11 protein-coding genes are annotated in these 14,109 nt (G+C 38.7%); 6 read left to right on the forward strand and 5 right to left on the reverse strand.

Annotated elements, in window-relative coordinates:
• Window positions 1-35 precede the first annotated feature (35 nt).
• Complete coding sequence (locus R2Q78_RS02175; protein ID WP_316788449.1) at window positions 36-1,535, reverse strand: alpha-L-fucosidase; 1,500 nt, start codon at window positions 1,533-1,535, stop codon at window positions 36-38.
• Between the two features lie 944 nt (window positions 1,536-2,479).
• On the opposite strand from R2Q78_RS02175, the gene spt reads away from it, so the two are divergent.
• The 3 genes from spt to R2Q78_RS02190 are packed head-to-tail and all read left to right on the forward strand — an operon-like array spanning window position 2,480 to window position 5,786.
• Entirely contained in the window at window positions 2,480-3,685 is a 1,206-nt protein-coding gene (gene spt / locus R2Q78_RS02180) for a serine palmitoyltransferase (protein WP_316788452.1), read from the forward strand.
• Window positions 3,682-4,800, forward strand: a complete 1,119-nt coding sequence (locus tag R2Q78_RS02185) for a hypothetical protein (RefSeq protein ID WP_316788454.1) — start codon at window positions 3,682-3,684, stop codon at window positions 4,798-4,800. The genes spt and R2Q78_RS02185 overlap by 4 nt, the downstream gene beginning before the upstream one ends.
• Window positions 4,797-5,786 carry an NAD(P)-dependent oxidoreductase gene (locus R2Q78_RS02190; protein ID WP_316788455.1) on the forward strand — a complete coding sequence of 330 codons (990 nt, stop codon included), beginning with the start codon at window positions 4,797-4,799 and terminating at the stop codon, window positions 5,784-5,786. The genes R2Q78_RS02185 and R2Q78_RS02190 overlap by 4 nt, the downstream gene beginning before the upstream one ends.
• Before the next feature lie 3 nt (window positions 5,787-5,789).
• Here the strand turns inward: R2Q78_RS02190 and xseB are convergent, their stop codons facing one another.
• Genes xseB through R2Q78_RS02205 form a run of 3 tightly spaced genes read right to left on the reverse strand, consistent with a single transcriptional unit; the run spans window position 5,790 to window position 8,356 of the window.
• Window positions 5,790-5,990 carry an exodeoxyribonuclease VII small subunit gene (xseB, locus tag R2Q78_RS02195; protein ID WP_316788457.1) on the reverse strand — a complete coding sequence of 67 codons (201 nt, stop codon included), beginning with the start codon at window positions 5,988-5,990 and terminating at the stop codon, window positions 5,790-5,792.
• Window positions 5,968-7,359, reverse strand: a complete 1,392-nt coding sequence (xseA, locus tag R2Q78_RS02200) for an exodeoxyribonuclease VII large subunit (RefSeq protein WP_316788459.1) — start codon at window positions 7,357-7,359, stop codon at window positions 5,968-5,970. Before xseA ends, xseB begins: the two co-directional genes overlap by 23 nt.
• Window positions 7,334-8,356 (reverse strand): LD-carboxypeptidase, encoded by a 1,023-nt coding sequence (locus tag R2Q78_RS02205; RefSeq protein WP_316788461.1) that lies wholly within the window; start codon window positions 8,354-8,356, stop codon window positions 7,334-7,336. Before R2Q78_RS02205 ends, xseA begins: the two co-directional genes overlap by 26 nt.
• A 181-nt stretch (window positions 8,357-8,537) precedes the next feature.
• Between R2Q78_RS02205 and R2Q78_RS02210 the strand changes: the two genes are divergently transcribed.
• From R2Q78_RS02210 to R2Q78_RS02220, 3 genes are read left to right on the forward strand one after another with little or no spacing between them, the layout of a single operon-like run.
• Window positions 8,538-9,569 carry a PmoA family protein gene (locus R2Q78_RS02210; RefSeq protein WP_316788463.1) on the forward strand — a complete coding sequence of 344 codons (1,032 nt, stop codon included), beginning with the start codon at window positions 8,538-8,540 and terminating at the stop codon, window positions 9,567-9,569.
• A gap of 24 nt (window positions 9,570-9,593) precedes the next feature.
• The gene (locus tag R2Q78_RS02215; protein WP_316788465.1) at window positions 9,594-10,955 is read left to right on the forward strand and encodes a DUF1080 domain-containing protein; all 1,362 of its coding nucleotides are present in this window, start codon (window positions 9,594-9,596) and stop codon (window positions 10,953-10,955) included.
• 13 nt (window positions 10,956-10,968) lie between these two features.
• Entirely contained in the window at window positions 10,969-12,327 is a 1,359-nt protein-coding gene (locus R2Q78_RS02220) for a Gfo/Idh/MocA family oxidoreductase (protein ID WP_316788467.1), read from the forward strand.
• A gap of 73 nt (window positions 12,328-12,400) precedes the next feature.
• Here R2Q78_RS02220 and R2Q78_RS02225 read toward each other — a convergent pair whose 3' ends face one another.
• Window positions 12,401-14,086, reverse strand: coding sequence for a sodium:solute symporter family transporter (locus tag R2Q78_RS02225; RefSeq protein WP_316788469.1), 1,686 nt, complete (start codon window positions 14,084-14,086; stop codon window positions 12,401-12,403).
• Between the last annotated feature and the right edge of the window lie 23 nt (window positions 14,087-14,109).

Consider the following 14,109-nt stretch of genomic DNA (forward strand, 5'->3'; position numbering starts at 1 on the left):
ATGATTAAGTTTACTGAGGATTAACAAGATAGGGCTTATTTGGTTTGTTTGTATAAGCCTAATTGAGAAAGTGTTGGATTCAGTCGCGACGATTCTATATTGAGCCTTACTTTTTTTGCTGTTACAGCGTCAAATTTTATGAGACGCTTGTAGCCAATTGTTGTTCCTTTAGTGGCGACTTTCCATGCATTTCCATCCCAGTATTCAAGGCTGAATCTTTCTACACGTTGGCCTACTGTAATGTTTTCCTGAAGAGATATGACATCAAATGTTGATGTTACTTTCAGATCTAACTCGATCACAGCTGTACTGTCTTTTCCTTTGGTGGTCCAGTAGGTCTTATATTGATCGTCCAGCATCGCTTTTGGATTGATGCCATTTGCCGATTTGACTGCCGCACCTTTTAAAAGGTTTGTTTTGAACGTTTGTTCCCTCAATTGCGTCCATCCTTTTAAACTGGCTACGTCACTTTCACTAATCAGGCCGTCAGTATCCGGAGGGATATTCAACAACAGTACACCATTTTTACCTACAGAATGGTAATAAATGTCGAGCAGTTTTTCAGGAGTCTTTACTTTGCTGTCTTCAGCTTTATGGTAAAACCAGCCTGGTCTTATAGAAACGTCTGTTTCTGCAGGGTACCAAACCAGTCCTTTTGCGTTCTTCAGTTTGTCCCGTCCGCCAATATCAGAGCCTTGCAGATAGCCAGAAGGCTTAATGTTCATTTCTGTTTGAGAGTTTGCCGATACGGCGTTCTGGTCCAGGTTATTTGCTGGTAATACACTCCACTCGGTTTCTCTTCCATATCCTGTTTCAGTACCAACCCACCTTACATCTGGTCCCATAACAGCGATGGTTGCTGTAGGCTGTAATTTGCGGATGTGGGTGTACCAGCGGTTGAAGTCGTAAACCTGCTTTTTACCATTTGGTCCCTCACCGTTTGCTCCGTCAAACCACACCTCATCTACCCTCCCATATTGTGTGAGTAGTTCCGTTAGCTGAGTGATGAAGAAGTCATTGTAAGCATCAGATCCGTAAGAGGGTGCATTCATATCCCAGGGAGAGAGATAGATACCAAAACCGATTTTATATTTTTTACAAGCATCAGCTACTGCCCTGACTACATCTCCATTTCCATTTTTCCATGGACTGCTTTTTACCGAGTGAGTTGTGGATTTAGTTGGCCATAAACAAAACCCGTCATGGTGTTTGGCTGTCAGTATGACCTGTTTGAATCCAGCTTCTTTAGTAACCCTTACCCATTGGTCAGCATCCAGTTTTGTTGGATTAAATATTTTAGGATCTTCCTTTCCCGTACCCCATTCTCTGTTGGAAAATGTATTGACACCAAAATGAAAGAAGGCAGTCAGTTCTAGTTGCTGCCATCTGAGTTGCCTTGGACTAGGTGTAATATTAGCCGCTTTACTAATGATTTGATCCTGGGTTTCTCCTGGTTTTAGGATTGCGAAGTTCTGCTGTGCATTTGCAATTCCGCTTAGGAATAAGGCAGGCAGTATTAATTTATGTATTTTCATTTGTGTGATATGTTTGAAATTAAGCCGATTTCAATTTAAAGAAATTTAGAGATTCTTTTATTGAGGGATTCTATCTAAAGAGTAAACTATTTTGGCTTTTTATTACAACGTTGAATATTTTCAAGAAGTGCGATGAAGCATCTGTACGACATCTTCAGCAGCGTACTGATCCTTTTTTAGATAACATGCGAAATCACATAATCTCGAATAGTAATTTTTGAATACTTTTTCGGGCAATGTCTGAAAATGATCACGGTTATGTATTGTAAACATCGTACCTGTCTATATTTAGCTTTCTCAAAGGAAGCGAATTATAAAATTATTTATTTAATGATTTTATCAAATCATTAAGTGATTTTGGCAATACCGGGGTATTTATCATAGATATAGCACATTTATTGTCATGGGAATGTTTTTTATTCTTTTTGTGAAAACATTTGCACAATGTTTGCCGTTATAGTCACAGTTTGTTTGGTTTAGGTTGATCTGTGGTGGATCAACCATCATTATAGCAGGGATACACCTAAAAAGGTCTATCCCTGTTTCTTTTAAAAAATATTTTCAATTTCTGAAAACCATTTACGTGGTTAGTTCGTTTGTACAAATGAGAGCGTTAATTTAGCGGGGGTAGATCGAAAGATTTATCTCCGTTTCTTTTTTATTAGCCGGTATTGTTTGGTAAATAAATTTTTATGACTTTTATACCCTATAAGTCAGAATTTCTAAGCTTCGAAAAAGAAGACACGTAGAATGTTGTTTAATTTAAGGCTGAAAATTATAAGTAAATTGTAATTTTTATTTTAAAAATTAATATATTCAAACTTGGTAGACTTCAAGTTTTGTTTTCTGTGTTTATGATCTTAGATTTGGGGAGTTTTATTTATTGGCATAAATGTTGACTTTATTGTCGACACTGTCATCTAAACATATAGTACTTAGCTAGCATGCGCAAAAAATTACACGATAGGATAGCAGCGTTTAAAGACGCTACAGCAATTAAAGAGAAAGGGTTATATCCTTATTTTCGGGCAATAGAATCAGGACAGGATACCGAAGTAATAATAGACGGGAAAAAGGTGCTGATGTTTGGTTCTAACTCCTATCTGGGTCTTACTAATCATCCAAAAATCAAAGAAGCGGCAAAACAAGCTGTTGATAAATATGGTACAGGCTGCGCAGGTTCGAGGTTTTTGAACGGCACATTAGATATACATATTGAACTGGAACGCAGACTTGCGGCTTATGTTGGCAAAGAGGCTGCGGTTCTTTTTAGTACTGGTTTTCAGGTAAATCTGGGTGTGATCTCCTGTTTGCTGGATAGAAATGATTATTTAATTCTTGATGAGTATGACCACGCTTCTATCATAGACGGTAGCAGATTGTCATTTTCAAGGTCTATAAAATACGCCCACAATGATATGGATGATTTGCGTAAGAAACTGAGCAGATTACCTGAAGAGTCGGCAAAACTAATTGTAGCAGACGGTATTTTCAGTATGGAAGGAGATTTAGTAAATCTTCCTGAAATCGTGAAGATAGCTGATGAATTTGGTGCCAATATCATGATGGATGATGCTCATAGTTTGGGCGTTATAGGATTGAATGGTGCCGGTACTGCATCTCACTTTGGCTTAACTGATAAAGTAGATCTGATCATGGGTACTTTCAGTAAGTCTTTAGCTTCCTTGGGCGGATTTATAGCCGGCACAGAAGAAACCATTGAGTTTGTGAAACACAGAGCACGTTCATTGATGTTTAGTGCAAGTATGCCACCATCAGCAGTAGCCAGTGTAATAGCTGCACTTGATATCATTGAATCTGAGCCAGAGCGTATAGATCAGTTGTGGGCTAATACTAACCATGCAAAGAAATTGCTGCTTGAAGCCGGCTTTGATATAGGTCATACTGACAGTCCTATTATCCCGGTTTACATCAGAGACAATGATAAAACTTTTATGATCACCAATATTTTGAGTAAGAATGGGATATTTGTGAACCCGGTGGTCTCTCCTGCTGTTCCTTCAGACGCTTCTTTAATCAGGTTCTCATTGATGGCAACTCACACTTTTGCTCAAATTGAAGAGGCTGTTGAAAAAATTGCGGCAGCAGCGAAACAAGTAGAAGTAAAAAAAACTCAGGTAACTATATGAAAAAAATAGTTGCAGTAAGCACTAAAACTGAGTTAGCCACTTTCATAGATTTTCCACACGAGTTGTATAAAAACGACGCTAATTATGTGCCTGAACTTTTCATTGCACAACGCGATCTTTTGACAACCCATCCTTTTCATAAACACTCTTCATTGCAGTGTTTTTTGCTTTATGATGGAAATCAGGTAATAGGAAGAATCACGGCAATATTAAATAACAGTCACAATGCCATGAATAATGCCAGTGATGGGTTCTTTGGTTTTTTTGATTGTATCAATGATCAGGAATCAGCTAACCTGTTGCTCGATACTGCGGCAGACTGGCTGAGAAACAAGGGAGTAAAAAATAAGATCATGGGACCGGTAAACTTCTCTACCAATGAATCATGTGGTTTATTGATAGAAGGTTTTGATTCTCCACCTGTTGTAATGATGCCTTATAATGCAAGTTATTATCCTACCCTTTTAGAAGGCTGGGGTCTGACAAAACAAGTTGACCTGCTTGCATGGAGATTTACCGGAGACAATTATGATGACCGTTCAGTAAAGTTAATGGATAGATTACAGGATCGTCTGAAGCGTAATAACATTACGATCCGTAAGATCAACATGAAAAATTTCAAACAGGAAGCTGCAAGTCTACGAGAGGTTTATAATAAGGCCTGGGATAAGAATACGGGTTTTGTTCCTTTAAATGACGAAGAATTTGACTATCAGGCTAAAGATTTAAAACTAGTACTTGATCCTGATTTTTGTCTTGTTGCGGAACATGAAGGTAAGTTGGTTGGTTTTGGTGCTGCCATTCCTGATATGAACCAGATTCAGATCAAGATTAAAAAAGGAAGGTTACTCCCAACTGGTATATTCAAGCTTCTGTTTGGTAAGAAAAAAGTAACGGGTATCAGAATTCTGCTTCTGGGCGTAGTTGACGGATATCGTAAAATGGGTATTGAAGCCTGTATTTATGGAGGGATCATTAAAGCTTACCGTGCCAAGGGTTTGAAATATGCAGAAGCGAGCTGGACTTTAGAGCATAATGATCTTGTAAACAATGCCATTATTGCCATCAAAGGTGATCCGTACAAAAAATACAGGATTTACGAAAAAGCTATATGAGTAAAAAGGTGCTGATCACCGGTGCCACTGGCTTTGTAGGTTATCACCTGATCGAAAAGGCACTGGCTGCAGGATTAGAAGTATTTGCAGCCGTACGTAAAAGCAGTGATGTATCACATTTAAAAGCTTTTAATATTACCTATGTAGATCTGGACTACAGTTCAGTTGATATTTTAAAAACCCAGCTTGAAGCAAATCAATATAACTATATCATTCATGCAGCCGGAATTACCAAAGCTAAAACGGCGGATGATTATAATAAAGTTAATGCGGGATACGCCAAAAACTTGGCTTTAGCGGCCGTTGTCGCAACTATTCCACTGGATAAATTTGTATTTGTAAGTAGTCTGGCAGCTCTGGGTCCTCGCAAAGATTTAAATGGAGTTATTGAGGATGATTCTGAAGGGCATCCAGTAACGAGTTATGGTTCAAGTAAACTTATAGCTGAGCAGTATTTAAAAGAGATTAAAGGTTTGCCTTTAGTGGTAATTCGTCCTACTGCTGTTTATGGCCCGCGTGAGAAGGATATCTTTATCTTGTTTAAAAGCATCAACCAGGGAATAGAACCCTATATCGGAAGCTTTAAACAGCAATTGACATTTGTTTATGTGAAAGACCTGGCAGATGTAATTATCTCTGCACTAAATAGCAAAGTCTCTGGTCGGTCTTATAATGTTACTGATGGCCATGTATATGACAGGTATTCATTAGGCAAGTTTGCCAGGAAGGCCCTCGATAAAAAAACATTCAAATTTCACCTGCCTATTTTTATAGTATCTGCAATGGCATCCATAATGGATATCCTGTATACCAATAGTAAAGAAACGCCAACATTGAACCGGGAGAAAATGGCTGAACTCACGGCTGTTAACTGGGCATGTAATATTGATCATGCCTTAAAGGATCTTGACTATCGTCCGGCATTTGATCTGGAAAGTGGTCTTAATGAAACAATGGAATGGTATAAAACCAATAAATGGTTATAGATATTAAGAATTTTCCATTTGTTTTATGATCTTATTTACCTCGGTTTCTGTACCCCTCAACTTGTTCTGACAGAATTCTATCAATTCAGAAGCGCGTTTTACTTTCTCAGCCAGGACATCAACAGAAACAGATTCCGTTTCTATTTCGTGAGCGATTTCAGTTAGTTCTTTATAAGCGCTTTCATAAGTTAAATTCTGATCCATTATATGTTTTTTTATTTGTTACTATTGTATCTATTTCAGTGTCTGTAAATTGCACAGACAACTTTGTGCCTGTTTCGATGCCGCTTGCATTACTTACAATTTTACCATCGACCTTAACGATGGCAAATCCTTTATTTAATATATTTTGTGGACTCATGAGCCTAATCACCGAGATAAAATGTCCAAGGTACCCTCTTTTGTTCGCAAAGAATATTCGGCTATAAGATTGAATGTTATTACTCAAGTTAGTCAGGTCTTTTTTCCTGTTGGAGATGATGATCTTGGGATTCGTGAGAATGGCTGTTGAGAGATTTATGATTTTTTTGTGGTATTTATGCAGAAGTTCTTTAGTAGTATTGATAGTGATGTGATTGAGGTGTGCTAATTTATCCTTATGCAGGTTAATGATCTGAAAAGTTTTAATCAGGATTACCTTTTGCATATTCAGTATTTGTTCTTCAAATGCGCGGTTATGCGCTACAATTAATTCTGCTGCTTTAGTTGGTGTTTTTGTTGAGGTGTGAGCCATTAAATCAGCTATCGTTTCATTCTTCTGGTGTCCGATCCCGGTTATAACTGGGATCGGAAATCTGGCAATTGCCCTGCTTAAATCATAGTTATCAAAGATCAAAAAATCCATCTGTGATCCGCCACCCCTAATGATCACCAGTGCATCATAACTCTTTTTAGATTGAAAAACCTCTATGATTTTTCGAAGGATCTGCTTGGCATTTACCTCACCTTGTACCAGGGTAAAATAATTGTCGATATCAAATTTATAGTTAAAGGTATTGTTTTCTAAAGTATGTTTAAAATCCAGATAACCAGCAGAAGTATCAGAGGAAATAATTGCAATGCTTTGTATGACTTTATTTAGATGAAGTAAACTATTTCGAGTGATATATTGTTCGCCTTGCTTTTGTATAAAGTCGGCATTCTCAAGAAGAAGACGCGCTAGTGTATCTTTTCGTTGCTGTTCAAATAAACCAAGTGTAAAGCTCGTATCTATGTCGATCAGATTGAGCTGGAGTCCGAATGATGGATTGTATTGTACAGACACCTGTATGAGTACATTAATGTCATTTTTAAACTTCTGTCCGGTAGTCTGTTCAAAATTGGTAATATTTACGGCAGCATTTCCCCAAGCTCTTCCTGCTATTTTAGCCAGTATTTTTGACGATGATTTATCTTTCTCTACGAGTTCAAAATAATGATAATTACTCTGAGGTTTGTACGTATAGTTTGTAATGTCTGCAATCACCCAAAACGTATTTTGCCCAAATACTTCATCAATAGTCTGCCTGATCCTGCCAGTAAGTTCTGATAGCGATATCGAAGGCCGATTAGATGGATGTGAGGGAACTACCATTTTGATCTATATTGAGTATATGCGGTGCTCCGCATTTTAGTGCAAAGTTATTAATTTGATGTCCTACAGGAAAATCAAAACAAACAGGATAATCATATTCTTTTATCTTTTCCAGGATAATATCCTGAAGTGTTTTTCCAAACTCATCTCCTTCCGGATCAGGTTTTAATTTAAATCCACCTATAATCAGTCCCTTCAATTTATCGAATTTTCCGCTTCTTTTCAGATTCCAAAGCATTCTATCCAAACTATAGAGCTGTTCTTCTGTATCTTCCAGAAAAAGGATCTTTCCATCTGTAATGATATCAGAAGATGTACCTGCCGCCGTCTCGATCAGGCTTAGATTACCTCCTATTAATACTCCTTCTGCCCTTCCAATGCGGTTATTGCTATTGTAGGGCGCCGTATACCTGACCGGTTGACCACTGATCACCTGCTTGATCGATAAAATAGTTTCTATTTGCATGGGAAGCGCTTCCTGCCAGACTTTCGGAAAGCTATTGCACATTTTAGAATGTACAGATGCAATTCCAAAGTTGGCGTAAATATGGTTGTGTAAAAGTGTGATGTCACTAAAACCTATTATCCATTTAGGATGCTTTTTAAATTGTTTAAAGTCCAGTTGATCTATGATTCTTACTATTCCATAACCTCCTCTCGCGCACATAATGGCTTTTACATTGGGGTTATCTAACATGAGTTGAAAATCCTCAATCCTTTCGATATCTGTACCCCCAAGGATAAAATCACGTTTGCCAATAGTTTTGCCAATTTGGGTATTGAAGCCCCAGCTTTGGATAAGCTGTACTGCCGGTCCGATTTCTTCCAGGCCTATAAAACTTGCGGGACTGGTAATTCCGATTGTATCTCCTTCTTTCAGGTAAGGTGGTATCCGAAACGGTTTTACAGGAAATGCTGATTCTACAGATGCAGCCTTGCTTACCATAGTGGTTGCACCCGCTGTAATGAGGAATGATAAAAAGTGCTTACGATTCATTAAAATCAACCTTTTTTCTGTGTACAAGTATAAGGCTTCTCCAACAGTTTTGATAAAAAATAACGCAATCGTTTTCGTAATTTTTCTCTATGAAAAGCCATGTTTCTGAACAGATTATATTTAAGATAAGGTATATTTAGCTAAACTTTGATCTGAAAAAGCCCAATATGTAAACCCAAATATGAAAAACAAACTTATGCTTACGGTATGTTGCTTTGTCAGTTTGCATGTACATGCACAAAGTGAAGGTGTAACCTTTATAAGCAACAGTAAAGAAAAGAGTGTAAAGGTGATGATTGGAGGTAAACATTTCACAAGTTTTATTTACCCCAATGATCTGGAAAAGCCAATACTCTACCCTATCATCACTGCAAACGGACAAGTGATAACCAGAGGTTTCCCTTTGGAAAAACGTGATGGAGAGCGAATAGATCATCCCCACCATGTAGGTCTATGGCTGAATTATGAGAGTGTAAACGGGCTGGATTTCTGGAATAATTCCTATAATATCCCTGCGGACAAGAAATCAAAATACGGCTGGATCAGGAACGTAGCGGTGGAGCGTACAGAGAATGGAAAAAATAATGGCAAACTTAGCTACTCTGCTAACTGGGAAAACCAGGCTGGCAAGGTATTGTTAAAAGAGCAAACGGCTTTTGTTTTTTCGGGCACATCAGATTCCCGTACCATAGATAGAATTACCACATTAACGGCGCAACAAGATTCCGTATTCTTTAAAGATGCAAAAGACGGTATGCTAGGGATTAGGTTGACTAAAGAGCTTGAATTTGCCTCCGATAAAGTTGAGGAATTTACAGATAATCAAGGAAACATTACGAAAGTATCTGCGTCCGGAAATGGTGCAAATGGCAATTATTTGACCAGTGAAGGTATAACCGGGGTTAAAGCATGGGGAACGAGAGGTAATTGGTGCATGCTTTACGGACAGAAGGAAGGTCAGCCACTCGCTGTTAGCATTATAGATCATCAAAAAAATCCAGGGTATCCGACTTACTGGCATGCACGTGATTATGGCCTGTTTGCTGCAAATCCATTGGGACAACAGATTTTTAGCAACGGAAAAGAAACACTCAACCTTAAACTGAGTCCAGGCCAGTCTATTACTTTCAAGTACAGAATCATTGTTTCCTCGGGTAAGATTTTAAGAGCCGATGAACTGGATCAACAGGCTAAAGATTTCAGTAAAAAATAAAATACTTAAGCACATAATATACAAATGAAAAAAACAGGATTATTAGTTTTAGCTGCATTAATGTTCGGAACTACCCCACTGACATTGCAAGCTCAAACTGGAAAGTGGCAGAACCTTTTTAATGGCAAGGACCTGCAAGGATGGAAACAGCTGAATGGTAAGGCGAAATATGAGGTAGTAAACGGCGAGATTGTTGGTACTACTGTATCTAATACACCAAACTCATTTTTAACAACGGAGAAGAACTATGGTGATTTTATTCTGGAGGTTGATTTGTTTGTGGACAACGCTATGAATTCTGGCATACAGATCAGAAGCGAAAGCAAAGCAGATTACCAGAATGGCCGTGTACATGGCTATCAGGTTGAAATAGATCCTTCGGCCAGAAAATGGAGCGGTGGTCTTTATGATGAAGCACGCAGAGGATGGTTATACCCTTTGGATATTAATCCGAAAGGGCAAGCTGCATTTAAGAATAATGAATGGAACAAATACAGAGTGGAATGTATAGGCAGTTCAATTCGCGTATGGGTAAATGGAATTCCGACATCGAATGTTGTTGATAATATGACCCCTTCTGGTTTCATTGCACTACAGGTTCATGGAATTGGAGGAAGTGACCAACCAGGTAAGCAGATTAAATGGAAAAACATCAGGATACAAACTGAAAATCTAAAGCCTTCTAAAAACGACGATATCTACGTGGTAAATAATATACCAAATGAAGTGTCTTCGCAAGAGAAAGCAGAAGGCTATTCATTGTTATGGGATGGAAAGACAAGTAATGGCTGGATTGGTGCGTATAAAACAAAGTTCCCGGAAAAAGGCTGGAGTATCAGTAACGGAGAGTTGAGTATGCAAAAAACCGATGGTGCAGAATCGACTAATGGTGGAGATATTGTAACCGTGAAGGAATACAGTGCTTTCGAACTAAAGTTTGATTTTAAGTTAACAGAAGGAGCTAATAGTGGAGTGAAGTATTTTGTAACCTTATCAGAAGGAAATAAAGGCTCAGCAATTGGTCCTGAATACCAGATACTGGACGATGCCAAACATCCGGATGCTAAATTAGGAAAGAACGGCAACCGCACTTTGGGGTCTTTATATGACCTGATCGCCAGCAAAAAGATTGCAAATGCTCAAAGAGCAATTGGTGAATGGAACAAAGGGCTGATTAGGGTATTTCCAAATAACAAAATTGAATACTGGTTAAACGGCTTTAAAGTGGTTGAGTTTACAAGAGGTTCAGCGGAATTTAAAGAGCTTGTTGCGGGCAGTAAATATAAGGATTGGAAAGATTTTGGAATGGCTCCTAAGGGACATATCCTATTACAGGACCATGGAGATCAGGTATTTTTCAGAAGCATAAAAATAAAAACACTTTAAACGGATATAGATTATGCTAGAGTCAAGAAGAAAGTTTATTAAACAGGCTGGTATCGCCGCGGCAGGCACTTACCTTGGAACCATGGGTATGAGTGCGAAGAGCTATGGAAATATCATAGGTGCCAATGACCGTGTAAGAGTCGGTATAGTTGGCTTCTCAGATAGGTTTAAAGATTCTCTTTTGCCTAGCTTTCTAAATCATCATAAAGAACTCAATTTTGATATTGTTGCAGTTTCTGACCTATGGAACTACCGCAGAGGTTTGGGTGTCGATCATCTTAAAAGTAAGTTCGGACACGACATTACCCCTTGCCGTAATAACGATGAGTTATACGGTTTAAAAGATATAGATGCAGTTATCGTAAGTACTGCGGATTTTCAACATGCTACACATGCAATTGAGGCAGTGACGAATAAATGTGATGTGTACTGTGAAAAGCCATTCGCGGAGACAATGGCCGATGCCAGAGCCGCACTTAAAGCAATCAAAGCTTCTAAACAAGTTATACAGATAGGTTCGCAACGCAGAAGCGGCACCAATTACAAAGCAGCCTCCCAATTCATCAAAGATGGTAAATTTGGAGACATCACTATGGTGGAGCTAAGCTGGAATGTAAACCAGCCTGGCAGATGGCGCAGACCAGATCTTGTAGCTAAATTGAAGCAGGAAGATACCGATTGGAAGCGTTTCCTGATCAACAGACCATTTGAGGAATGGGATCCTCGTAAATATTTGGAGTACCGTTTATTCTGGCCTTATTCATCAGGAATGCCCGGACAATGGATGTCACATCAGATTGATACTGTACATTGGTTCACAGGCTTAAAACACCCAAGAAGTGTAGTAGCAAACGGAGGTATTTATCAATGGAAAGATGGTCGCAGAAACTGGGATACTACTACTGCTGTGTTTGATTATGGCAAAGAAAACGATCCTGCCAATGGTTTCCAGGTGGTATTTACATCGAGGATGCACAATGGTGATGAAAACCCGGCAGAAATCTACTATTCAAATGGCGGTGAACTGAATCTTATAACCAATATGGTTTCACCTAAAGGCGGATTAAAAGCCAATGCTGCTTCGGCTATGCATATGCAGCCAAATTTGCTTCCGGAATTAAAACTTACCGATTTAGCAGAAAAAGTAGCTGCATCAGCAAACACGGGTGGAGACAAACTGACTTCAGCACATATGCGCAACTGGATGGAATGCATCAGGAGCAGACAAGAAACGAATGCGCCAGTTGAAGCCGGTTATTACCACTCAATAGCCAATATCATGACAAATGCTGCTGCAAGAACAGGTGAAAAAGCTACGTTTGACGAGGCAAAACAAGAAGTGATGGTGGGTGGAAAAGCTTTTAAATACTAAAAAACAAGATCAATAAAAAAAGGCGATCCTGATATGTTCGGGATCGCCTTTTTTTATTGATTCTAACTTTGATCTACCAGAATGCAGTATAAAGTGCTACAAGCATTGCTATTATAATTAATGATCCTACTGCAAAAGAAGTATTTACTCTAAACATTTTAGGGTCTACCTCAAGCCCATTAGGAATAACACCTTTTCGGTTTTCGTAAATGCTGATAAAGTACATACCGATAATACAAACAGCAAATACAATGAGCATCCTGTCCATAAATGGAATTTCAAATACGCCATTTGCATTCGCGACAGCCCATCCATATTCGTTCAAGAAAGATAGATCCATCCATCCCGGTAAGAATTTCAGGATTACTGAAACTACAAAACCACCTATTGTGGCAAATAATGCTGCATTTGAAGTGGTTTTTTTCCAGAAGAAACCTAAGATGAACATGGCAAATATACCCGGAGATACAAAACCTGTATATTCCTGAATGTACTGGAAGCCTTGTTTTCCTTCACCCATTAAAGCATCGCCTACTATTAATGACAATACAACTGCAATGAGCATTGAAACTACTACGGCAACCTTACCCACGTTTACCTGTTTTTTTTCACTTGCTTCTTTGTCGAATGCTTTTTTATAAATATCCAAAGTAAATATGGTGGCGATACTGTTAGCCTTACCAGCCAGGGAAGCGACGATTGCAGCAGTTAAGGCGGCAAAAGAAAGTCCCTTAAGTCCCAACGGTAAAAGGCCAAGTAGTGCCGGATAGGCTTTGTTAGGATCTTGTACACCAGATGCGGTCAACAAATCACTTCCGCTAATTCCAGGAATTTTTTCTTTAATGATATAATAAACAGCGATACCTGGAATCACTACGATCACCGGCATTAACATTTTTAGAAAAGCAGCAAATAAAAGGCCCGATCTCGCTACAGGTAAAGAAGCACCAAGTGCTCTTTGCGTGATGTATTGATTACATCCCCAGTAACTCAAGTTAGCTATCCACATACCTCCTATCAATACGCTTAATCCAGGAAGGTCCATATAATTTGGATTGTCTTTTTTAAAGATCAGGTGGAAGTGCTCAGAAGCGCCATTTGTCAAAATTCCGAAGCCTTTAACGATACCCTGTTGTCCGGAGATTAAATTTAATGCAATATAAGAAGCTACAAGACCACCAAGAACAAGGAAGAATACCTGGATAACATCTGTGTATCCGATTACTTTCATACCTCCCAGTGTAATAAAAATAGCAAATATGGCCAGTCCAAGAATACACATGGTGATATCCAGTCCTGAGATTCCGCTAATGGCAAGTGCACCGAGATAGAGGATTGACATTAAGTTAACGACTATATAAAGCGCTAACCAGAATACCGCCATGATCATAGCTACAGTAGAATTGTAGCGCTGATTTAAGAACTGTGGCATGGTAAAGATTTTATTTTTGAGGTATACCGGCATAAAGAATACGGCAACAATAATTAATGTTGCTGATGCCATCCATTCGTATGCTGAAATTGCCAGTCCCAGTTTAAAGCCCGATCCGCTCATTCCGATCATTTGCTCTGCAGATATATTAGAAGCAATGAGTGAGGCACCAATTGCCCACCAGGTTAAAGAACCTTCTGCTAAAAAATAATCTTTTGAATCGCTGGTTGCGGATTTCTTTTTGTAGTAAATCCAAAATCCGTAGGATGATACGATTATAAAGTACACGAAGAATACAATGTAATCGTAAAAGTGGAGTGTGCTCATTAGTTTATATTGGTTTATTTGAA

It is taken from the genome of Pedobacter frigoris (assembly GCF_032678645.1).
GTDB lineage: Bacteria > Bacteroidota > Bacteroidia > Sphingobacteriales > Sphingobacteriaceae > Pedobacter > Pedobacter frigoris_A.

What these genes read in the sequence shown, in the direction of transcription:
- R2Q78_RS02175 (WP_316788449.1), bottom strand. Translation starts at nt 1,535, where the DNA reads ATGAAAATACATAAATTAATACTGCCTGCCTTATTCCTAAGCGGAATT.
- spt (WP_316788452.1), top strand. Translation starts at nt 2,480, where the DNA reads ATGCGCAAAAAATTACACGATAGGATAGCAGCGTTTAAAGACGCTACA.
- R2Q78_RS02185 (WP_316788454.1), top strand. Translation starts at nt 3,682, where the DNA reads ATGAAAAAAATAGTTGCAGTAAGCACTAAAACTGAGTTAGCCACTTTC.
- R2Q78_RS02190 (WP_316788455.1), top strand. Translation starts at nt 4,797, where the DNA reads ATGAGTAAAAAGGTGCTGATCACCGGTGCCACTGGCTTTGTAGGTTAT.
- xseB (WP_316788457.1), bottom strand. Translation starts at nt 5,990, where the DNA reads ATGGATCAGAATTTAACTTATGAAAGCGCTTATAAAGAACTAACTGAA.
- xseA (WP_316788459.1), bottom strand. Translation starts at nt 7,359, where the DNA reads ATGGTAGTTCCCTCACATCCATCTAATCGGCCTTCGATATCGCTATCA.
- R2Q78_RS02205 (WP_316788461.1), bottom strand. Translation starts at nt 8,356, where the DNA reads ATGAATCGTAAGCACTTTTTATCATTCCTCATTACAGCGGGTGCAACC.
- R2Q78_RS02210 (WP_316788463.1), top strand. Translation starts at nt 8,538, where the DNA reads ATGAAAAACAAACTTATGCTTACGGTATGTTGCTTTGTCAGTTTGCAT.
- R2Q78_RS02215 (WP_316788465.1), top strand. Translation starts at nt 9,594, where the DNA reads ATGAAAAAAACAGGATTATTAGTTTTAGCTGCATTAATGTTCGGAACT.
- R2Q78_RS02220 (WP_316788467.1), top strand. Translation starts at nt 10,969, where the DNA reads ATGCTAGAGTCAAGAAGAAAGTTTATTAAACAGGCTGGTATCGCCGCG.
- R2Q78_RS02225 (WP_316788469.1), bottom strand. Translation starts at nt 14,086, where the DNA reads ATGAGCACACTCCACTTTTACGATTACATTGTATTCTTCGTGTACTTT.